Here is a 22,054-nt window from a genome sequence, read left to right as displayed (position 1 = left end):
AAGATGGTCTCTAAACATATGAATTACTCACTATAAACCCAATCTGCATCAAACTCTTCCCAAAAAGCTTCTTGTGTAACTGATTGCGGAATTTGATCAAGCGCCAGTTCTCTGCGAATATGACCTTTTACATCAGGATAGGAAAAGGATTTACCTTCGAATATACTCTTCACCATTGCTACAGCGAATCTTCCATCCGCTAATGTAATTGGTTTACTCCATTTACCTTTTTTCGTCTTCTGAATTGCATCAATTAAAACTTTATCCACCGATTCATTTCCTTCGGATATATAACCGATATCTCCACCTAGACTTGCCGAACTTGGATCAGCAGATCGTTCTCTAGCAAGTCCTTCAAAAGACGAACCATTTTCTAACTCTTTTGCAACTTTTTCGGCTTCAGCCTCTGTGTTTACATAAATGACACTTGTTCGATAAGATGTTGCAGTATTGTATAGATTTTTGTTATTGTCATAAAATGCTTTAATCGCCTCGTCCTCAATGACAATATCCTTGGCTAATACTTTTTCTAGAATTAAGCGAGAACGAATACTCTTTCTAACAATGTCTTCATCATTGGTTTGTAAGGACACGCCGTCTTGCGTTGAACGTATTAAAGCAAGTTCTAAATCCACTTCGTCATCCGTTACTTTAATCTTATATTTTTTAGCCGCAGCTTCCATAACTTCTGCATTCACAATATCTAACAAAACTTCTTTACCGTAGATAGACTCCATAGAAGCCATCCATTGTTCTTTCGTAATAACTTTTCCCGCTACGGACGCAACTTCTTCCGAATCATTAGATTTAGTCGTATCGTTTGGTATTAACCATGCGATGAACCACAGTAAATTACCTAGCAACAGGATACTCAGAACAACTAATACCGGTTTAGTTTTTAAGCGCTTTTTAGTAGGGGCATTATTATCATGCGTTAATTTCATCGATAAATGACTCCAATTCATCTACTGAATAATTGTATTTCTCCATACAGAAATGACAGTGTGCTTCGGCCCCTCCGTCTTCTTCGATCATTTCACGAATTTCCTTTTCACCTAGTGTGAAAATGGCCTTCCCGAATCTTTCTTTAGAGCAATTACAATCAAAAGAAACTGGTGCAGAATCTAAAATCCGAACATTATCTTTACCAAGAATTTCAAATAGTATTTCTTCTGGAGTTAAACCTCTTTCGATTAGTTTAGAAACAGGCTCCATCTTAGATAAATGCTCTTCAATAATTGTAATCGTTTCATCATCTGTTCCAGGTAGTAATTGTATTATAAATCCGCCAGCCGCCAGAATAGTGTTGTCTGGATTTACAAGAACGCCAAGTCCAACAGAAGAAGGAACTTGTTCAGAAACAGCAAAATAATATGTGAAGTCTTCGCCAAGTTCACCCGATACAATTGGAACTTGTCCTGTAAAAAAGTCTCGCATGCCCAAATCTTTTACAATCGTAAGTGTACCTTCTGTCCCTACAGCACGACGAACATCTAATTTACCATGTTCGTTTAAATCGAAATGGGTTTGAGGATTAGTTACATAACCACGTACTTCACCTTTTGCATTACTATCAATAATCATTGGACCAATTGGACCATTTCCTTCTACTTTTACCGTTATTTTATCCTCACCTTTTAACATAGCACCCATCATTAGTGAAGCCGTCATCGATCTTCCAAGTGCAGCAGATGCGGTTGGCCAAGTCCCGTGACGTCTTTGTGCTTCTCCTACTGTGTCAGTTGTACGAACCGCAAAGGCACGTACACTCCCTTCAAACGCTATAGCTCTTACTAAATAATCACTCATCTATTTATTACCTCTTTCATCAATATTTCGTTGATATATTAAATATAAACCTTTCAACGTTAAGAATGGATCAATAACATCCATTATAGTCGTTTCGTCCCCTATTAAGGAAGCCATACCACCTGTAGCTATTACTTTAGGTGTTTTCTTTGATACTTGCTTCATACGGTTTACAATACCTTCTACTTGCCCTACATAACCGTACACGATTCCAGCTTGCATTGCAGCAACTGTATTTTTCCCAATGACATTTTCAGGCCTTGTCAACTCTATACGCGGAAGCTTACTAGCTCTATTAAATAGGGCATCTGTTGAGATACCTATACCCGGAGCAATGGCCCCACCCATATACTCTCCAAGTTCATTGATAAAACAATAGGTCGTAGCAGTTCCAAAATCTACAATGATTAGAGGACTTCCGTATTCATGAATAGCAGCTACCGCATTTACTATTCGATCGGCCCCGACTTCACGCGGATTATCATATTTAATATTCAATCCCGTTTTGACTCCAGGACCAACCACAATGGGCTTAATGCCAAAATATTTTTTACACATAGCTTCTAAGGAAAACATAATAGGTGGAACAACAGAAGAGATTATGATGCCTTCTATTTGATCAAAAGAAATGGCGGCATGAGTAAATAATGCCTTCACCTGCATTCCATACTCATCTTCCGTTTTTAAACGATCTGTCTCCATACGCCAGTGATGTATCAGCTTATCGTTTTCGTAAACCCCTAACACAATATTAGTATTTCCTGTATCTAAAACAAGTATCATCTAGCTTATCCTCACCTTTTTGTTGCGTTTCCCACACATCATACCATATATATATACGAAGAAAAAAGCTGATTGCCTCGAGTTATAAGGAGGCAATCAGCTTATTCTTATCTATTAATCTCTACGTTCTTCTTGAACTGGGCTTTCTGTTTCTTTTAGTGAACCCTCTTCTTTTGGTAAATCACTAATAGATGGATCCGCAGGTGCACCTACTGCATCCGATACTTCTTCTTTCTTCAGCTCAATAGCAGCTTTTTGATCTATCTCATCATATGAGCGTTCAGGAAGGGTACCATGCTCTTGTAAATGCATTATTTGAGCAGCATCTAGTGTTTCTACCTCTAGTAACGTTTTTGCGATTAATGTTAATAATTCACGTTTTTCCGTTAATATTTGTTTCGTACGAGTATACTGATCTTTAATCATTATTTGCATTTCTTGATCTATTTCATAAGCAATTGCATCCGAATAGTTTTGTTCAGAGTTAAAATCACGACCTAAGAAGACGTTGCCTCCTTGTGCTTGACCGAATTGCATTGGCCCTAGCTTGTCACTCATCCCATATTCTGTAACCATTTTTCTAGCAATACCTGTTGCGCGTTGGAAGTCATTATGTGCTCCGGTAGAAACTTCACCGAAAATAATATCCTCTGCTACACGACCACCAAGCAAACCAGCAATCTTATCTAGTAATTCCGGTTTTGTCATGAAATAACGATCTTCTCTAGGAAGCATAACTGCATATCCACCTGCTTGACCACGAGGAACGATTGTTACTTTATGAACGATATCTGCATCATCTAAAGTTAAACCAACAACCACATGGCCTGCTTCATGGTATGCAACAATATTTCTTTCTTTTTCAGAAATGACTTTTCCAGCTTTTGCCGGACCTGCAATAACACGGTCAGTCGCTTCATCTATATCTCGCATATCGACTTTTTTCTTATCACGTCTAGCTGCTACTAAAGCTGCTTCGTTTAATAAGTTTTCTAAGTCTGCTCCAGAGAATCCTGGTGTACGCTGTGCAATCGCTTTTAAGTCAACTGATTCATCAAGTGGCTTATTACGAGCATGTACTTGAAGTACCGCCTCACGACCTTTAACGTCTGGACGACCTACAGTAATTTGACGGTCAAAACGACCTGGACGAAGAAGTGCTGGGTCTAATACGTCTGGTCTATTTGTTGCAGCAATGATAATAATACCTTCGTTTGCACCGAAACCATCCATTTCAACAAGTAGTTGGTTTAGTGTTTGCTCACGTTCATCGTGACCTCCACCAAGTCCAGCTCCACGTTGACGACCTACTGCATCAATCTCATCTATAAAGATAATACATGGTGCATTTTTCTTAGCGTTTTCAAACAAATCACGTACTCGGGAAGCCCCTACTCCAACAAACATTTCAACGAAATCCGATCCACTAATAGAGAAGAAAGGCACGCCAGATTCACCCGCAACTGCACGAGCAAGTAATGTTTTACCAGTACCCGGAGGACCTACTAATAGAATCCCTTTAGGTATACGAGCTCCAATTTCCACGAATTTGCGTGGATCTTTTAAGAAATCTACTACTTCAACTAGTTCAGCTTTTTCTTCATCTGCACCAGCAACATCATTAAATCTAACTTTTTTCTTATCATTATCGTATAACTTCGCTTTACTCTTACCGAAGTTCATCACACGGTTACCACCGCCTTGTGATTGGCTTAATAAGAAGAAGAATAAAATGATAATAATTAAGAACGGCAATAATCCAGTGAAGAATTGAACCCAACCACTTGTTTTAGGAGTTTCTTTATATTCCACAGGCACTGAATTGGATGTTGCCAATGTATAAATTTTTGTTTGTAAATCTTCGCTATTATATGGGAGAATCGCTAAATATTTTTCTCCTTTTTTATAGCCTTTCATTTCACCTTCAGCGTAATATACACCTGATTCAGGTTGTAATGTAACACTTGTTACTTCTCCTTTTTCCAGAGAAGTCATAAACTCGTTAAACTTAATATTTTTAGTAGTCGTATTGCTCGTGTTGAATGTAGCAAAAATCCCAACGATTACAAAGAATATTAATAAGTATAATATGGCGTAGCGCAATGCTCGATTCATTCCCAGCCTCCTCACAAGGTAAACAGAAAAACTAATGATTATCTTATCATACGAATTTTTGGACGTACAATGAAAAGCCTTTTAACTAGGCTTAAAACTAAAAACTGTAAACTTCTTTCTTCAATACACCTACATATGGTAAGTTACGATACTTTTCTGCATAATCTAATCCGTATCCAACCACAAATGCATCTGGAACTTCAAAGCCTACAAAGTCTGCTTTTAAGTCTACTTTTCTACCAGTTGGTTTGTCTAACAAAGTAACAATTTTAATCGATTTTGCTTTACGATATTTGAAAAGGTCCACTAAGTAACTTAATGTCATCCCGCTATCGATTATGTCTTCGATTATTAAAATATCTCTTCCTTCCACACTTGTGTTCAAATCTTTTACGATTTTAACCTCTCCAGAAGAAACTGTTGCATTGCCATAACTTGATACATCCATATAATCCATTTCAATGTATGTATCCACACGTTTCATCAAATCAGACATGAAAGGCATTGCACCTTTTAAAATTCCAATTGCAAGTGGGTATTGATCCTTGTACTCTTCAGTTAATAAGGCTCCCAATTCACGTGTTTTTTGATTGATTTGTTCCTCAGATAACAGAACTTCTAAAATATCCTTTTCTAACATCGTTAAATCCTCCTATGGCTTAATATCTCTTCACGTATAATACAAAATTTTGCGTAGTTCTATTCTTTTCAAGTTGCTGCCCGCAACGAAGACCTATTACAGCCATTATATCATTTTTAGCTGATATAAGTATTGGCCAACCCTCTCGTTTTTCACTCGAAATTTTTTCATCAATAAACAATCGTGAAACTTTTTTTGGAGTAGACATCCCTTTTAAATGTATTCGATCTCCTTCTATCCTCGTTCGTATAGAAAGAGGTAATGAATCACTGTCCAATTGGATAAACCACTTTTCATCGGAAGGAATCTGCTCGTTTAAGTTTCTAGTCAAGTATATCGAATAACCAGTACCAACTTCTACCCAGCAGTCTTCATCAATTATTTGACTTTGAATTGGTAGAGACTTTAGGGGAGCGGAGGAAAACTGGATATGACTGTAATGACGTATGAGGGAAAAATCTTTTGGTAAATGAATCACTGTATTCCCATCCTGCTCATTACAAGCAGTTAAAATAGATTCAATTAAGCGATTATTTAATAGCGCACTAGAGCTATCATACAGATACTTTAATAGTATTAGAATCACTCTTCTTTGTAAAGCAACTGGAATTTCCCTAAACTGCTTTGAATCCATAAAAAAGCTCGATTTACTTTTAACTGTCACAAGCTGGTCAAACTTCTCTTTTGCAAGTGTCTGTAAAAAGTCGTCATCTTGTTGTTGTTTTTCTACGAACGTCCGGATACTATCGGCCACATGTAAATTTTCTTGACGCAAAAGAGGTACAACAGTATGGCGTAAACGATTTCTTGTATATGTATGTTTATCGTTACTGGGGTCATGTCTAAATGCTTGTTTTTGAAACTGAACATAATCCAAAATCTCATCCTTCGTTACACATAGGAATGGACGAATGATGCTACCGTTTGAAAAAGGTCTTGTTATCGGTATTCCTGTAAGAGAAGATGCCAACGTCCCTCTTACCAATGACATTATTATTGTTTCTATCTGGTCATCAGCATGGTGACCGAATACTAGCTTATCAAAGTTTTCTTGTTTCATAACAGTATCAAAGTAAGCATACCTTTCTTCTCTGCATATCACCTGAACATTTCCACCTTCTGCCTCGACTCTAGAAGGCACTTCCAGTGTAGTACCATAAAAAGAAATGTCTAATCGAATAGCTAATTGTTCAACAAAGTGCATATCTTCTGCCGACTCTGCCCCTCGAAGCTGGTGATCCGTATGAACAATACCCAGCTGTAAATTATATAACTTCTTAAGTTCATGAAAGGTAAGCACCGCAGCAACCGAGTCTGCTCCTCCAGAACAAGCTAGAAGAAGACGATCACCCCTTTGTATTAGCTGGTACTTATCTATATATTTTTTTACTTTTAAAATGAAAGGATGCATTTTTCCACCTCTATTATTGGTCCCTCTTCTAGTGAATACCCGACCTGACGGGTCCGCACGATGAGGGTTATGCAGTCTAGGACACGATGTGCATCCTAGACTACCCTTCCCTATAGGAGCTTTCGCTTTTCTTCTCTGTCTAGCTACAGCGCCTTGCCCTTCGGGTCACTTCAGAATTTCAAGAAAGGCAAGGTCGCCTTTCCACGAAATTCTTCCAGTGCCTGCCAGGGCAGACACAGGCGCTTTCGCTTTTCTATTCTGTCTAGCTACAGGTGCCAGCCTCTCGAGTCGCTTCAGACAAGCGGTTAAGGCAAAGTGCGCCTTTACCGTTTGTCTTCCAGCGCTGGTCGAGGCTCACGGGCACCTTTCGCTTTTCTATTAGTGTACCATTCTTTCTTGGTGTTTGGCTGTTTGGCGTGGTGTGAATAGGGACCATTCTGGTACTACATGCTCTACATGCATGAAAATAACTGTGCGGTCGTCTCCTGGTAGTGAGTAAGTTTGTTCTAACATTTTCACAAAGCGTTCTGCATTCATGGTTGGGTCTTGTAGTATTTTTTGATAATATTGCTCCTGTTTTTCGACAGTCGTGTTTCCTGAGAATACACCGTCTGATAGCATAACCAATACATCTCCGTCTTTTATGTCCATTTTTCTGGCTTCTATTGAGAAAGTAGGTAGGAATCCGAATGGGACATGTTTACTTTCTATTTTTCTCATTTCATTTCCGCGAATTAGATATGTCGACATACTTCCGGCCTTCCAAGACCACAATTCTCCTTTTTGCAGATCTATCAATGCAAGGTCTACAGTTGCATAGCTATCATTGTCATTTTGTAGACTCATCATATAGTGCAGTGTATGCATGGTTGTTTCTGGATCCATTTTTTTATTTAAACACTCCCTCATGAACTGCATGACACGTCTACTTTCTCTATGCGCCTCTACATCATTCCCCATTCCATCTGATAAAATAACTGCCATCAATCCTGGATGCAATGGGAATACTGCATGGGCATCCCCCGAATAGATGGTGTTTTTACTTGATGATGTATACACATCATGTGTAAGTTGAAAACGAACAGACGATTTGCACGTTAATTGAATATGCTCGTATGGGTGATGGATTTCTTTCATAGCCGTAATTTCAAACGGTTCGTTCAACAGGTCATATAATAATGGAACAATTAAACGTTCCCCTACCATTTTTGCTCTTGCTTCAATTGGTAAACAACAAACGATCTCCATTTGTCCTATCTCAATATTCAACACATCTATTTGGAAGAAGGGAATATTTGCTTGTTGGAACTTTTCTTTAATCACTTCTTCATGAGAAGAATACATAGTTATATTGTTTTCTAAATTGCTCATCAACCCACTCATGTGATTGCCCATGTCTTTCAATTTGAGCGCAAACATCTTCTTTCCATGCTGTAATTCATACGTGAGCTGTTGTTTAGCTTCTTTTTCCTTCAGCTCATGCATCACTTGTATTGGTTTTACGCATTTATATTGAATTCGATTCTCTGTTTGCATTCTAGACTTTTTAGGTTGGTCTTCCCATTCCTTTATCAATACAGGCATACCATTGGATTTTTCTCCCCAACATTTTTCATATTGAAAGCATGAACGACAAATTGGGAGTGGCACTGTTTTTTCATCCTTTCTCAGCGCCTTCGAATCAAATTTCTCCGATATAAACCGAGTGATAAAGTCGACAAAATGCTGAAACTCTTGGAGCTGATGATTTACTTTTTCTGTCATCCACTTTTGTCTTCTTAAAAGAACACTTGTTGTATCAGGATACAATTGATCTTTCAATTGCTTAATCCACGCAGAAGGAACCATAAAGAATAATAGAGAGGCAATGACAAGTGATCCTATATACACAGAATCTAAAGGTAAGGTGCGATCATATAATATAAAGAAAAATGTAGCACCGAGCATACTAAACGCTTGCCACAGTCTCCCAAAAGGCTTATGAAGTCCTGCCAAGAAGCCAGTTACCGCGTAGACAGCAATCATACCGCTAAAGCTAAGCTTCGAAATACTTAATATTGTTCCAGAAAGTACAGCTACTACCGTTGCCAGTTGGACTCCTCCGATTGCCGCTGATACCGCTATGACCAAATGAGCCGCCATTAACGGAATCGATACGTAACCAAATATATACGAAGACATTCCAGTCAAGACAAGTGCTCCTATAAGTAATGCAGCGCCCATTCTTTCTCCTGTCCACCTTTTGTGCAATAGGTCCGGAAAGGGAAGAAATAACTGAAACAAAAATATGGTCATAAATAGACTTAGTATGCCTTCATATCCAATGGCTAGCCAAATTGAAACTGGAATCTCTCCCCCATAAGAAACGAACTGCCACACAATTTGTATACATACGACATCTATTAGTACATATAAAGGTAGTGGGATCTTCCTAATAAATCGATTTTGATAAAACGGAAATAATAATGCCTGCATAGCGTGAATAATTACTTGTCCAAATCCGAGAGTAAAGCTTCCTAGAATAGCACCTGCAACTGTCCAAGGCACGAAACGTTGAAACCTCAGATTAACCAGTGCCCAAAGAGGAAGGAAAAATGGAACCGAGGCCTCGAACAATACAACTTGTGCTAGAAAAAATGATAGAAGTAGAAAAATGATAGAAAAGAAAAGCGTTACTCTCTTGGCTTTGAAACCCTCCATAATCTTTCTTATCGATATACCGCGTTTTTGTTGCTGTTCGTAAACCTTCAAAGCGAATACCTCCTATTCAACTATTGATGGAAGTATACCTAGTATTACTACAAAAAGTATGTCTGTTTCTGACGTGAACTTAAAATAACTTTTCGACTTCATCAGCTAATAAATTAAATGATTTGAATATTTGCAACAAACTTTCTTTTAATCTTTTTAAAATTCTCTTAAAGAAGCATTGACACTTTGGCAAAACGCTTGTAATATATAATTTGTTCGTTAAAACGGCGGCCTAGCTCAGCTGGCTAGAGCGTACGGTTCATACCCGTGAGGTCGGGGGTTCGATCCCCTCGGCCGCCATATTTTACGGCCCCTTGGTCAAGCGGTTAAGACACCGCCCTTTCACGGCGGTAACACGGGTTCGAATCCCGTAGGGGTCATCTCAAAAAGCAGTTCCTAAGAATTTTAGGAACTGCTTTTTTATGTTGAAAAGTATGCAATTTGTCGAAGTTCTTTAAAAAGATTCCTTTTAACCTTACAAATGCAAGACCCTTCATAGAGCCGAGATTTGTTTTCTATGGTGTGCATCATGCTCCAAAAAGTCTGTGAAATAACTACTAACAGTACACTCACTATTACCAATATAAAAAACTTTGTTCCAATCTATTTCATCAATTTGCTGAAGCTTTTCGATAATTTTTTGACGTTGTTTTTTGGCATAAGAAAGGGTTTCTTTAAATGTTTGTTCATGAGCAAGGGCTGCGGCTTTTGCGTTAAATGCTTCAAAATCAGGAGACCCTTCAAACCTTTCCCCTTCTTTCATATTTGGTAGGCGCTGTTCCACAGTAAATCGGTCCCATTCTGCAAGATGCATCACTATTTCATTTGGGGACCATTTTCCGTTCGCATATGGTGCAGTTGCTCTTATTTCATCTAATATATATAAAGAATCCAGCCAATTGATATATTCATTATAAGATTTTAATAGTTCCTCTTTCGTCACAAGCTTAGCCCCCATTATTTATGAGTTTACCTAAAAATATTATATTTAAATAAATAGTCGTATGAGATATCAATAAACAAATATTCCCTATCGTTAAGTGGAATGGAGAATGTACGCATCATTTCTCCTGTTTCAATGTCGCTATACATGTCCGAAAATACACCACTTTGGTCATTACGCATTTTTATTATTGTTTTTAAGAAGTATGGACGCCAACTCCAATTTTTGTTGACAGCATCCTCTTGCACTGTCCACTTTTTGTCGACTTGCATAATATTAGGGGATAGTTGAAATCCATCTTCATTACAAATATATATTCGGAATGAGCATTCATTTAACTCTTCTGCAAGTAATAAAAGCTGCTCTATATTGTCACTAGTTGGATTTATATGTCCAATTGCTGTTTCTAACATATTCTGCAAATTTTTTAATTCATTATATTTCTCTTCAAGTAATCGCTTTTCTGTTGTTATAAATTGCTGAAACTTTTCTTTAAAATGATCTTTTAACAATTCTCTTGAAACTGTATCTGCTTGAGCTGTTGCTAGATATTTCCCCTGATAATATCGTCCGCCATTTTTCCAAGCAAATTGAAGTTGGTGTACACTATCGATCCCTTCAAACAGCATATTAGCCCCTATCTTCCGAGCAAGCGATCCTAAGGATGTAAATAAGTCATTTTGCGCACTCCAAGACTCATAACTCAATTTTTCTATATTTACTTTTAATATATTTGGTGACAACATTTTTATATAATCTATATGACTTTCCGAACCTACCTGATTTATAGCTATCTTTATACCGTAAGTACGGTAATATTTCAGTATATTACTAAGTTTACCAAAATCACCTTTATAATCATGTTCTGAAAGGACTAGTACAATTCTTGAAAGAGAGTCTTCTGAGACAAACTCATTAATAATATCTAAGTAACTCTCTCCATAGTCTAGTATTAGTAAATTCGCATTGCACGGCAAATATATATCATAGTCATTAGTCTTTTCCATTAACTCTGATAGAGCTAAGCGCAATATTTTACGTTCAACTTCTAATCGATACTCTACCGGAATATCCTCATCATATGCAAAGGTATTTAAATTTATAAGCTGCTCTTTGTTGACTAACTTCCCTAATACTTCATACGCAATTACAATATGTTCGTCCGCACTAAAAATTGGTTGATAATATGCTTTAACATGTTCTATATTCGTTAGTACATCCATTGCATCCATCTAATAACCTCCTTGAAAGTTCAAACATATCTATGTTTTTAATGTTACCTTACTTTAAGGATATGCTTAATCTTCTATTTTGTGTACAAAAAAAAGGTGTTAGCATAGCCCAACACCTTTTCATCTATATGACATTTTTTCTACCTATAAAACAGACAGCAAATTATCCTCTTTTAGCGCCTCTGCCACCGCGCTTAGATTCTGTCGCGCGCTTCAACGTAGACAAACGATCTTCGCTATCCTTCAAGAATCTAGTCATTTTTTGCTCAAAATTCTCTTTCATTGGACGATCGCGATCATTTGGACGATTATTACCACCACGTGGACGTTGAGGACGTTCGGGTCTCTCTGGTCTTTCCGCTTGAGGCTTTGCTTTTCGAATAGATAATCCGATTTTGCCATCCGCTTCAACATTCATCACTTTAACTTCAACCACATCTCCAACCTTCAGATGCTCATTAATATCTTTTACATAATTGTCCGCCACTTCACTAATGTGAACAAGACCTGTTGAGCCTCCTGGTAGTTCGACGAATGCTCCGAAATTTGTGATTCCTGTTACTTTACCTTCTACCTTGCTGCCTACTTCAATTGACATAAAAAAAATGCTCCTCCTTAAAATTTAAGCGACTCTTTTTTCGAACTTATACGCTTTTCCGTACAAATCCCTACCTTTATTATAGCTAACAAAAAAAGAGTGTCAATAAGACTACTCTTTTGCTTTTGTTTTTTTAAAGTTATTTTTCTTCTTTTCCAGGCAAAGTGAATATTATTTCACCCTCCTCAGAAAGGAAATATTGCTTTCTTAATAGTTTGCCAATGTACTCATCATCGTTAAGTTTTGAAATTTGCACTTTAAGAATTTCTTGCTCTTCCTTAACTTGTTCCAACTCCTGAGCCACTTGCTCTTTTTGTAATTGTTTTTCTTCATATGCACTTTTGCTATTCAATAGGGTAGATACTAATAATCCAACTAAAGCAAAAGATAAAATTGTAAATAATACTAATCGTCTAGCTAAACGAACCTTTTTTGCTTTGATCCGATTTTCTTGGCGTTCGATAGAGCGAACATAATCAGTATTAATCGATGCAATTTGTTTCCGTGTAGGTATGTTTCTTTGCTTCTCTCCCATTTTGCTCTCTCCTATCAAACTATTTCAATTTTTTTGTGTACTTTCTATTATAACGGAAGTTTGGCTTTTTCTGAAGGGCCAAATGCCACGTTTTTCGAAATATATATTGAAATGGTTTTAAGATGAAGGAGATGAGCATCCAAATAAGATGAATAACTTTATTAATAACTATCCAAATGAAATGAATTATCCACCAAATTGGTTGGAAGATCAAACGCAAGATAATTCTACCTGTTAAACGAAACACTGGCTGAAATAATTGATCGTATAAGAGAATACCTACTATTTGTGCTAATGGGTCGTAAATTCTCCATACGCCATCCCGCACATCAAAAAGTATATAAAATGAGCCTAAACCCAGTGCGATCCAAACAAATACCTCCAGCACTACACGATATTTATAAACGTAGGAACGCCTCGGGAAACTTTCCGTTATAAAGCGCGTTCCTTCGATTATTGCCCCTACCAATACCCCACTACAGACCATTAGTAATAGACTAAAGAATTGTAATGAGAGTGTCATCCGAATAATTTATGAAGTAATCCTCTAGCTCCGTCTAAACTTTGCTCATCATCATATTGTATTGCTCGAACGATTCCTTCCAAAGTTAATAATCCTTTATCAACATCAAGATGGACAATTTTTAAGTCTTCTCCTTTGATGTGAAGTATACCTTGAGAAGTTCTCACATAAAATTCTTGTTGATCAAATTTTTCAATAGATTTTACAGACGTTAAGTCCATGCGCTTACGATTTCTAAGCGAAATCAAATGGTCCCCCGATGGAATAGTAATTGTTTGATTTTCTGCTTGATATTGCATATATACTCTCTCCTCTCTTGTCCTATTTTATTGTATGCTCCAAAAAAAAAAGCATGACAAACTACCATGCTTTTTTTCACAAGAAACTATTTAATTTCTATTTGGTACTTCTCTAGATTCTAGAGTACCTGAATACTAAAAAATTAGATCTACGGAATAATAATACTACTGATTTCCGTTACAGGTGGAGTTCAAAGGCTAAGAGCGCCACTCGTGTGGCAACGCCTTCGTGACCAACATCCTGTTGGCCTCCGAGGGGTGAGCGATGAGCTATCACCGTCGCTAACGCGTCGTTTTGATATCTCATCTGACTCACTCATCCCGCCGGAGTCGCCACCTTTCACTACAATCAATTATGTGAGTAGTCCGTTACTATAAAATTAGAGATACTATTTCATCATGAAGGATGAAGAAAGTAGATTTTCTCTTATCTAGTGGAAATCTAGAGAAATGGTAAGTATATAGCCAATAGAGAAGCGAAGTAACTCGCGAAATTGTATCTTCATGAGCTTCCTCTTTAAGTAGGAAAGTATTTTATCTCTAGTTATCTCAAAATGCACTAACCTGTTTCTAAGAGTTATAGAAGGATGGCGGACAGACAAAAGCCATAAAATTTTCGATAGAAAAAGAGGTGGTTGTGACTTCTGTCACAACCACCTCTTTAAAAATTCACTCGGTAATAATGAAGCGACCCGCCAGTCCAAAGCCATTCGAATACTACAGAAACAGTTTTAGACGAAAATATCTAACTAATCTTCATCATCAATAAATTCTGGATCTACTTTTTCTAATCTCTCTTCTTTTATAATTGTAAACATCAATGATGCCTCTTCTTTTTTCGCAGAATCTCTAACCGCATCTACCGTTGCAGTTACTACTTTTTGACCAAATCTAATGGACAATTCATCCCCAGCTTTTACATCTGCGCTTGCTTTTGCTACTTTGCCATTAATCGTTATTCTACCTTGGTCCGCTACTTCTTTTGCTAATGTTCTACGCTTGATAAGTCTGGAAACCTTTAAGTATTTATCTAATCTCATTTCGTCACTGCCCTTCTAATTTTTTAGCTTCTTTCCAAAAGAGATCTAGCTCTTCTAAAGTATAGTGAGAAAAGTCTCCTTTTCCACTCTTCACACTTCTCTCTATAAATTGGAATCTGCTTTTAAACTTTTTATTAGCCTGAATCATTGCCTGCTCGGGAGATAAACTATAAAAACGCGCTAAATTTACAATAGTAAATAGCAAATCACCTAATTCATCTACTTGTGAATCTTTTGTACCCTCCGCTAATTCTTTCTTCCATTCGCCGAGCTCTTCCTCAAACTTTTCCCAAGCCCCTGAAACGTCTGGCCAGTCAAAACCAACCTTCGCAACTTTCTTCTGATAATTAAAAGAAGTAAGCAAGGAAGAGTCCGCGCGCATTTCTCCTTCTAATAAAGAATCACCAGAATCTCTTTTTTCTTCTGCCTTTATTTGTTGCCAATTACGGAGAACGTCTTCCGTGCTATCTACTGTTACTTCACCAAATACATGAGGGTGTCTACGAATCATTTTGTCAGAAATAGCGTTTAATACGTCTTCCATACTAAAATATCCGTTATCTTCTCCTATTTGTGCATGTAAAAACACTTGTAACAGAACGTCGCCTAATTCTTCTACAATATGATCATCGTCTTCCTCGTCAATCGCCTGTAGAAGCTCATACACCTCTTCTACAGCGTATTTCTTTAAGGTTGTATGTGTTTGTTCCTTATCCCACGGACACCCGTTAGGACCCCTTAGTTCAGAAACAATTTGACGAAGTGTTTGCCACTCTTTTAAGCGATCTTCTTTTTTATAGATTGGCGGAACGTATAATGTAGTAAGATTATCTAACTTCATCACTCGGTCCAGTTCAAATAAGGGGACCTTCGTTAAACTTTCTGTAGCAGTCCCTGTAGCAGTCCCTGCAGCAGTTACAATCGTTACCTCATAGTCGTCAGGATACTTTTCCATTAGAGTTAGCTTTACTTCGGAAGCACTAAATGCATCATATACTTGTCCAATTAGCACATGTGCATTCATTTGAACTTCATCACACTTAAAGCTTGTTCCGTCTAGTAATTGAAACCCTTCAATGGGATCAATCCGTAAAGCGCCAAAAATGGGGTCTAGAAAACTTTGTCCACCTTCTATACGGATTTTAATTTCCCCTTGTTTTTCCGCTTCAATTAAGAGCTGAACTGTTTGTTCGGCAACTAATGGATGTCCAGGTACTGCATATATAACTGATTGCTCTTGTGCCAATTCTAGAAGCCGTTTTACAATTTCTTCATAGACACCTTCGAATTGATCATTATTTTCGTACACTGTATCGAAACTAGTGAAGGAAAGTCCTTCTGCTTTTAGCTCTTCTAAAACTGGGTGCTGCTCCGTCCGAACATACAAGTACTCGGCCGTTTTTAACTTTTTATATATACCTAATGGCAGCTGATCTAGGTCACCCGCTCCAAGACCAATAATCGTAATTTCATTCATATTACTCACAACCTTACTTTTCTTTATTTAACCAAAGCTGAAAAGTCGCCATTCGTCTACCAAATGGCAATAAAAACCACTCTTTCTCTGCTATCACACGATCTTTTGCTATACTTACTAAAAAAATTGCGGCACCCAACATAACTGCAGTTAACGAAATGACAACCGATTGTATTCTACTAGAAAGATTATCAAATAACACGGCATCACCCAATACTACATAAGCAACAACACACACGATCATTAATAGGGAGGCTTTTGTAATCCCTTTATAGAAAACTGCAGGAGCAAATTGGATATTCCAAGTCTTTTTAAAATAATAACACATCAACACATAGATAATCGCTAAACTAACATTACCTGAGATAGCTGCTCCTAATACTCCATAAGTGGGGACCAGTAAACTATTTAACAACCACTTACACAAAACTCCAAGCAGCAAGAAAAACGTAGGTATCTTCACCATTCCACTGCCTTGTAACATTGCCATTAATGTAAGTATTAAAGACATCCATACAATTTGAAAAGAAAAAACCATTAACGTTATAGATTCCTCTTTTGTTTGAAATAGCATCTCATTTACATATGGAAGAACAACAATTAGCCCTAGAGCTGCCGCAATTCCAAAAGTAAATGCTACTCGGTATGTTAGTTGCATGAAAGGCACTGCTGTTCTCCCCGAGTTTTTACCCATCCGGTGCGCTACCAGAGGAACGATTGCTAAAGAAAGCGTAGATGCTATGACAATACCTAATTGGACAAGTGGTTGTCCTCGGTCATAGACGCCTTTTTTCTCCATTGCCTGTTGTCTTTCCATACCACTTTCCATCAGGACTTGAAAGACTGTAAACGAATCGACTAGCTGAAACAGTAAGAATAATAGTGCACTTATACTAGCACTTAAGCTCAGTAGCGTTAAGTTCTTTATAATTGGCCACACAGGTACATTTTGTTGAGCCTTCTCAGTCTTTGTATGTTTCATCGATTTCCAATAAATAAAGGATAGTAGTACGACGCCAGCTAATTCACCTGCCACTGCACCATACATAGCCATACTTCCCGCCTTATATAGATCAAAACTTGTAGACACGATAATCCAAGTACCAAATAATATGACAAAAACGCGCACTGCCTGTTCCAACACCTGTGCATAAGCCACTGGCTGCATGCGCCCATCCGATTGAAAATCCCCTTTCAATACAGCAAGCATGGGCATTAGTAAAATGACGAAAGAACCAGCTTTTAATAACTGCGCAAGATTTGCATCACCCATAGCTTCAGCTAAGAATCCAGCTCCCATAAACAATAAAATAAAAAATAAAATAGAAATAAATCCGATATAATAAAAAGTAATTTTTTTTATCCTTGGAATAGCATACTCTTTTCCAAGCGCTTTATAATCCGATAGTATTTTAGACAGCGCAACTGCGAAACCAAACGATGTCCAAGTAGTGATAATGCCAATGAATGGATACACTTGTTGGTATATATAAAATCCTTCATCGCCTACTAAATTTTGAAAAGGCACCCGATAAACCGCACTTAGTAACTTGACGATAATAGCAGCAATCGTCAGCATAGCTGCGCCCTTCATATAAGTTTTCATATTCCAGTCATTACTCATAACCAATCCTACTCCCATAATACGATAGGAATAGTATAACAAAAAAAATCTTCCTCTTTTGTAGAAGAGGAAGATTTTATTAACTTTCCATTTGTTTTGCCAAAAAGTTTGCTGCAGTTTCAATTGCTTTTAGTTCAGCTTCACCTATAAAATGTACTTTTGAAATAATGAGTACAGCTCCAATTGGATCTCCCGAAGCAATAATAGGGGCAATACAATATGATTTTACAGTTTCAACTACTCCAGGAATCCACTCAACTGAGTTTTCATGTTTCTCCATTACGATAGAGCGCAGACCTATAATGTCTTCAATCCCAGGACTTAACCTACGATTCAAATAATCCTTCTTTGAAAGTCCCGCTGCTGCAATCATTTCGTCACGGTCACATATTAATACCGGAGTACCTAAAGTTTCATATAAGGTTTCCGCGTATTCTTTTGCAAAATCTCCAAGCTCACTAATAGGTGAATATTTTTTTAAGATTATTTCTCCTTCTCTATCCGTGAAAATTTCCAATGGATCTCCTTCTCGGATTCGAAGGGTTCGACGTATCTCTTTGGGAATTACAACTCTACCTAAATCATCAATACGACGTACGATGCCTGTTGCTTTCATGTAATATGCCTCACTTTCGACAGATTGGAAACTAAAGTTCATTTCTGCCATAGTATGCATCATGTTAGCCAAAAATATGCAAAGACCTACTTAACGTCTGCTATTTCTTTTTTAGATTCAGGCAAAAGTCTCATCATTTCTTCCAATACATCAAATGGATTAAATTTACCTGTTTTACGTTCATCAATTGTCAGTACTAAACTACCGTTATCCATATTAAAACCAACCGCACGTCCATACTTCATAGATTCTTCTACCAGTTTCGCTCCATTAATATCCCTTGTTCCTTCTGCACTTATAGAAATTGATATAACTTTGTTTACTTCCTTAATAGACTCTACTCCTACTTCTATGCCCCAAATTTTCATACGTGCTATACGAAGTAATTTTTCTGCTTCGAGAGGTATATCCCCGAACCGGTCTTGGAATTCATCTAGGAGATCAAAATATTCCTCTTCTTTTTCCATTGCTTTAACACGTTTATACATTTGGATCTTTTGGTATCCATCAGGAATATATTCATCGGATATATAAGCATCCGTAGATAGGACAATTTCCATATCTGGTATATCTTCTTTTTTAATACCAGTACGTTTTTCCGCAATAGCTTCTTCTAACATTTGTGTATAAAGGTCAAACCCAACTGAGTCAATAAATCCATGCTGTTGAGAGCCCAATAGGTTTCCGGCACCCCGAATAGATAGATCACGCATTGCAATTTTAAAGCCAGAACCTAGCTCTGTAAATTCTTTTACAGCCTGCAATCGTTTTTCTGCGACATCCGTCAAAACTTTATCTCTTTGATGCATTAAATAAGCATAAGCAACACGATTAGATCGTCCTACCCGACCACGTAGTTGATATAATTGGGAAAGTCCCATTTTATCAGCGTCTTGAATAATAAGTGTATTTACATTTGGGATATCGATACCTGTTTCGATGATAGTCGTAGTAACTAAAACATCGTATTCTCCCTCTATAAAGCTAATGATAACGGACTCTAATTCCGTTTCACTCATTTGTCCATGTGCAAATCCTACCCTTGCAGTTGGAACTAACATTTGTATTTCATCTACTTTTCTCGTAATATCTTCCACTCGATTGTATAGATAAAATGCCTGTCCCCCGCGAGCAAGTTCTCTTTCAATTGATTCACGGACTAGCCCACTATTTTGCTCCATCACATAGGTTTGAACCGGGAAACGGTTTTTAGGGGGAGTTTCAATGACAGAAAGATCACGTACTCCAATCATCGACATATGTAATGTACGAGGTATAGGTGTAGCTGTTAACGTCATGACATCTACATTTGTCTTCATTTGTTTAATCCGTTCTTTATGTTTAACTCCAAATCGTTGTTCCTCATCCACAACTAAAAGACCTAGGTCGTGATACTCCACGTCTTTGGATAGAATTCTATGTGTACCTACCACTACATCTACTAGTCCTTTTTTCAACCCACTAATTGTTTCAGTTTGTTGTTTTTTGTTGCGGAAGCGACTTAGTAGACCAACTTCAATCGGAAAATCTTGAAAACGTTCTAACATAGTCTCATAATGCTGTTGGGCCAATATAGTTGTTGGGCAGAGAAAGGCTACTTGTTTACCTTCCATGACGGCTTTAAATGCTGCTCTGATGGCAACTTCCGTTTTTCCATAACCTACATCTCCACAGACTAGACGATCCATTGGTCTAGGTTTTTCCATATCCTTTTTCACTTCTATTATAGTACGAAGCTGATCCTCCGTTTCCTCATAAGGAAATGCTGCTTCAAAGGACTGCTGCATATCGCTATCTGGTTCAAATGCATAACCTACTTCTGCTTCCCGTTTTGCATAAAGCTTTATTAACTCATCCGCAATATCTTGAACTGCTGCTGATACCTTTGTTTTGGTCTTCTTCCAATCTGCTCCGCCTAGCTTATGAAGTTTTGGATCTTTTTCACCAGATGCCACATACTTTTGAATAAGATCTATTTGATCAACAGGAACAAATAATTTATCCTCTCCACGATAACGAATATGAAGATAATCTTTGTGAACTCCATTAACATGCAATGTTTCGATTCCAATATATTTCCCAATACCATGATGTATATGTACAACGTTATCTCCTGGTTTTATCTCGGAGTAACTTTTTATACGCTCCGCATTCGTTACCTTTTGAGCTCTCGTTTTTTTCTTATGCTTTTGTTTAAACAACTCAGAGTCGGTAATAACAGCTATTCTTTGTAATGGAAGTTCAAAACCAGCTTCTAAATCTCCCTCTATGATAAAAATACCAGGTGACATCATATCATTGGCTGAAGCACCTAGTTGTGAGGGAATCTCATAATCTTCTAACACTTCATGTATTTTTTGGATGCGATCTTTCCCATCCGCTAGTATAAACAAGCGGAACTTTCCTTGCGTAAATCGCTCGATTTCATTCTTCAATAAATGCATTTGTCCATGGAAGTTTTGCATTGGCTTACAAGAGAAACTAATATTCTTTTTAATCGAAATTCCTGAAAAAGTACGAGAGAATAACGAAAAGTATAGCTTTTCGTTAGAAAACATCTGGATGATTTCTTTTAGATTAAAAGAGGGTTTTACACGGTGTACAGTTTTACCTTCTTCTAATAATGAAAGAATCCAATCATTTTCCTCTCTTTCTAAAGTCTCTGTTACTTCTTGAATTCTTCCAAGCTCATCAAATAAAACGGTTCCATTTTTGTTAAAGTAGTTCCCTAAAAAACTACTAGTCTCTTCCAGCAAGGAAACATATTTCATATACTCTTGCGGTTGTTCGCCTTGCTTTAACAACTCAATATCTTGCTGAATATTTTGGTAGAAGAGATCCCTTACTTCTGGTATTTTAACTTTTTCTAGACTTTCGGCTAATGCCTCTTCTAATTTCTCTGCTAACAGTATTTTTTTCTCTTCAGTTAACACAAATTCTGTAGCGGGTAAAATTCGTATATCTTTTCGTTTTTCCAACGAGCGTTGATCTTCTGCAGAAAAGGTCCGAATAGAATCCACTTCTGTATCAAATAGTTCTATACGAATAGGATTTTCTAGATAAAGTGGATAAATATCGATTATTCCGCCGCGTAAAGCGAATTCTCCAGGTGCTGTCACCATAGACTGGCGTACATACCCCATATTTACAAGCCTTTGTAAAAAGGAATCTAAACTGATCTCTTCCCCTTCTGCAATCGATATGCTACTAGCTTGCCAGTCTTTTTTGGAGGGCATATGTTTTTTTAACCCCGCAATAGGAACGATATAAACACCTTTATCATGTGTTAACATATGATCTATTGCTTCTAGTCTTTGTGCACGAAGTTCTGGACTGGCAACAGATATATCAGCTGCAATTAACTCATCCGCAGGATATAAATGTACATGGTCCTCCCCAATTAGTTTTACTAGATCCTCTGTTAGTTTTTGAGCATGCAAAAGGTTAGGCGTTACGATTAGTATAGCTCCCTGCCTTGTGTTATAAAGCATATTAGTAAACACAGCTCTAGCACTAGGAGTAAGACCGGTTAATAACTGTTGGTCTCTACCACTCTCTAATTCTTTTACTAGCTTTTGTATTTGTGTGTCTTCCATCAATAAGTTACTTAAAGGTTCCATCTGTATACCTCCAATCTAAATAGAAAAAGGCTTTGTGC

Annotated in this window: 18 protein-coding genes and 2 tRNA genes; 2 read left to right on the top strand and 18 right to left on the bottom strand. The window is 37.5% G+C overall.

Translation table 11 applies throughout. From position 1 onward, the window contains the following. Window positions 1-23: 23 nt before the first annotated feature. From MHI47_RS00370 to MHI47_RS00340, 7 genes are all read right to left on the bottom strand, one after another. Complete coding sequence (locus MHI47_RS00370; RefSeq protein WP_093538655.1) at window positions 24-944, bottom strand: peptidyl-prolyl cis-trans isomerase; 921 nt, start codon at window positions 942-944, stop codon at window positions 24-26. Beyond that, window positions 928-1,809, bottom strand: coding sequence for an Hsp33 family molecular chaperone HslO (gene hslO / locus MHI47_RS00365; protein ID WP_093538654.1), 882 nt, complete (start codon window positions 1,807-1,809; stop codon window positions 928-930). Before hslO ends, MHI47_RS00370 begins: the two co-directional genes overlap by 17 nt. Next, window positions 1,810-2,592 carry a type III pantothenate kinase gene (locus MHI47_RS00360; protein WP_093538653.1) on the bottom strand — a complete coding sequence of 261 codons (783 nt, stop codon included), beginning with the start codon at window positions 2,590-2,592 and terminating at the stop codon, window positions 1,810-1,812. Window positions 2,593-2,706: 114 nt separating this feature from the next. After that, window positions 2,707-4,707, bottom strand: coding sequence for an ATP-dependent zinc metalloprotease FtsH (gene ftsH, locus MHI47_RS00355; protein ID WP_093538652.1), 2,001 nt, complete (start codon window positions 4,705-4,707; stop codon window positions 2,707-2,709). Between the two features lie 97 nt (window positions 4,708-4,804). Next, the gene (gene hpt / locus MHI47_RS00350; protein WP_093538651.1) at window positions 4,805-5,347 is read right to left on the bottom strand and encodes a hypoxanthine phosphoribosyltransferase; all 543 of its coding nucleotides are present in this window, start codon (window positions 5,345-5,347) and stop codon (window positions 4,805-4,807) included. 19 nt (window positions 5,348-5,366) lie between these two features. Continuing rightward, window positions 5,367-6,758 (bottom strand): tRNA lysidine(34) synthetase TilS, encoded by a 1,392-nt coding sequence (tilS, locus tag MHI47_RS00345; protein WP_340828996.1) that lies wholly within the window; start codon window positions 6,756-6,758, stop codon window positions 5,367-5,369. Between the two features lie 378 nt (window positions 6,759-7,136). Beyond that, on the bottom strand, window positions 7,137-9,509 hold the full coding sequence (locus tag MHI47_RS00340) for a SpoIIE family protein phosphatase (RefSeq protein ID WP_340828995.1): 2,373 nt from the start codon (window positions 9,507-9,509) through the stop codon (window positions 7,137-7,139). A 226-nt stretch (window positions 9,510-9,735) separates the two neighbouring features. On the opposite strand from MHI47_RS00340, the gene MHI47_RS00335 reads away from it, so the two are divergent. Then, a tRNA-Met gene (locus tag MHI47_RS00335) sits at window positions 9,736-9,809 on the top strand. A gap of 8 nt (window positions 9,810-9,817) precedes the next feature. Further along, window positions 9,818-9,889 (top strand) — tRNA-Glu (locus tag MHI47_RS00330). Between the two features lie 113 nt (window positions 9,890-10,002). Here MHI47_RS00330 and MHI47_RS00325 read toward each other — a convergent pair. From MHI47_RS00325 to mfd, 11 genes are all read right to left on the bottom strand, one after another. Next, complete coding sequence (locus MHI47_RS00325) at window positions 10,003-10,452, bottom strand: DinB family protein (protein WP_340828994.1); 450 nt, start codon at window positions 10,450-10,452, stop codon at window positions 10,003-10,005. A gap of 26 nt (window positions 10,453-10,478) precedes the next feature. Continuing rightward, a complete protein-coding gene (locus MHI47_RS00320; protein ID WP_340828991.1) occupies window positions 10,479-11,684 on the bottom strand; it encodes an EAL-associated domain-containing protein in 1,206 nt (401 codons plus the stop codon). A 163-nt stretch (window positions 11,685-11,847) separates the two neighbouring features. Continuing rightward, window positions 11,848-12,282 carry a S1 domain-containing RNA-binding protein gene (locus MHI47_RS00315; RefSeq protein WP_093496479.1) on the bottom strand — a complete coding sequence of 145 codons (435 nt, stop codon included), beginning with the start codon at window positions 12,280-12,282 and terminating at the stop codon, window positions 11,848-11,850. 139 nt (window positions 12,283-12,421) lie between these two features. Then, window positions 12,422-12,817 (bottom strand): FtsB family cell division protein, encoded by a 396-nt coding sequence (locus tag MHI47_RS00310; protein WP_093538646.1) that lies wholly within the window; start codon window positions 12,815-12,817, stop codon window positions 12,422-12,424. Between the two features lie 19 nt (window positions 12,818-12,836). Continuing rightward, entirely contained in the window at window positions 12,837-13,340 is a 504-nt protein-coding gene (yabQ, locus tag MHI47_RS20150) for a spore cortex biosynthesis protein YabQ (RefSeq protein WP_340761082.1), read from the bottom strand. Next, window positions 13,337-13,639: a sporulation protein YabP gene (yabP, locus tag MHI47_RS00305; RefSeq protein ID WP_340828988.1), complete on the bottom strand. Its 303-nt coding sequence runs from the start codon at window positions 13,637-13,639 to the stop codon at window positions 13,337-13,339. Before yabP ends, yabQ begins: the two co-directional genes overlap by 4 nt. 749 nt (window positions 13,640-14,388) lie before the next feature. Continuing rightward, a complete protein-coding gene (locus MHI47_RS00300; protein WP_093538643.1) occupies window positions 14,389-14,679 on the bottom strand; it encodes an RNA-binding S4 domain-containing protein in 291 nt (96 codons plus the stop codon). A gap of 4 nt (window positions 14,680-14,683) precedes the next feature. After that, window positions 14,684-16,156, bottom strand: a complete 1,473-nt coding sequence (gene mazG / locus MHI47_RS00295) for a nucleoside triphosphate pyrophosphohydrolase (protein ID WP_340828986.1) — start codon at window positions 16,154-16,156, stop codon at window positions 14,684-14,686. Between the two features lie 13 nt (window positions 16,157-16,169). Next, complete coding sequence (locus tag MHI47_RS00290; RefSeq protein WP_445678288.1) at window positions 16,170-17,822, bottom strand: putative polysaccharide biosynthesis protein; 1,653 nt, start codon at window positions 17,820-17,822, stop codon at window positions 16,170-16,172. Between the two features lie 37 nt (window positions 17,823-17,859). Then, on the bottom strand, window positions 17,860-18,396 hold the full coding sequence (spoVT, locus tag MHI47_RS00285) for a stage V sporulation protein T (protein WP_340764319.1): 537 nt from the start codon (window positions 18,394-18,396) through the stop codon (window positions 17,860-17,862). A gap of 86 nt (window positions 18,397-18,482) precedes the next feature. Further along, entirely contained in the window at window positions 18,483-22,016 is a 3,534-nt protein-coding gene (mfd, locus tag MHI47_RS00280) for a transcription-repair coupling factor (protein WP_340828984.1), read from the bottom strand. Window positions 22,017-22,054 lie beyond the last annotated feature (38 nt).

It is taken from the genome of Psychrobacillus sp. FSL H8-0487 (assembly GCF_038008385.1).
Lineage (GTDB): Bacteria > Bacillota > Bacilli > Bacillales_A > Planococcaceae > Psychrobacillus > Psychrobacillus psychrotolerans.
This window is presented reverse-complemented; position numbering and strand designations above follow the sequence as displayed.

Excerpts from the sequence above, each read along its gene's own strand:
- mfd (WP_340828984.1), bottom strand. The coding sequence starts at position 22,016 with ATGGAACCTTTAAGTAACTTATTGATGGAAGACACACAAATACAAAAG.
- yabP (WP_340828988.1), bottom strand. The coding sequence starts at position 13,639 with ATGCAATATCAAGCAGAAAATCAAACAATTACTATTCCATCGGGGGAC.
- MHI47_RS00300 (WP_093538643.1), bottom strand. The coding sequence starts at position 14,679 with ATGAGATTAGATAAATACTTAAAGGTTTCCAGACTTATCAAGCGTAGA.
- hpt (WP_093538651.1), bottom strand. The coding sequence starts at position 5,347 with ATGTTAGAAAAGGATATTTTAGAAGTTCTGTTATCTGAGGAACAAATC.
- MHI47_RS00320 (WP_340828991.1), bottom strand. The coding sequence starts at position 11,684 with ATGGATGCAATGGATGTACTAACGAATATAGAACATGTTAAAGCATAT.
- ftsH (WP_093538652.1), bottom strand. The coding sequence starts at position 4,707 with ATGAATCGAGCATTGCGCTACGCCATATTATACTTATTAATATTCTTT.
- MHI47_RS00315 (WP_093496479.1), bottom strand. The coding sequence starts at position 12,282 with ATGTCAATTGAAGTAGGCAGCAAGGTAGAAGGTAAAGTAACAGGAATC.
- tilS (WP_340828996.1), bottom strand. The coding sequence starts at position 6,758 with ATGCATCCTTTCATTTTAAAAGTAAAAAAATATATAGATAAGTACCAG.
- MHI47_RS00310 (WP_093538646.1), bottom strand. The coding sequence starts at position 12,817 with ATGGGAGAGAAGCAAAGAAACATACCTACACGGAAACAAATTGCATCG.
- MHI47_RS00360 (WP_093538653.1), bottom strand. The coding sequence starts at position 2,592 with ATGATACTTGTTTTAGATACAGGAAATACTAATATTGTGTTAGGGGTT.
- hslO (WP_093538654.1), bottom strand. The coding sequence starts at position 1,809 with ATGAGTGATTATTTAGTAAGAGCTATAGCGTTTGAAGGGAGTGTACGT.
- mazG (WP_340828986.1), bottom strand. The coding sequence starts at position 16,156 with ATGAATGAAATTACGATTATTGGTCTTGGAGCGGGTGACCTAGATCAG.
- yabQ (WP_340761082.1), bottom strand. The coding sequence starts at position 13,340 with ATGACACTCTCATTACAATTCTTTAGTCTATTACTAATGGTCTGTAGT.
- MHI47_RS00370 (WP_093538655.1), bottom strand. The coding sequence starts at position 944 with ATGAAATTAACGCATGATAATAATGCCCCTACTAAAAAGCGCTTAAAA.
- spoVT (WP_340764319.1), bottom strand. The coding sequence starts at position 18,396 with ATGAAAGCAACAGGCATCGTACGTCGTATTGATGATTTAGGTAGAGTT.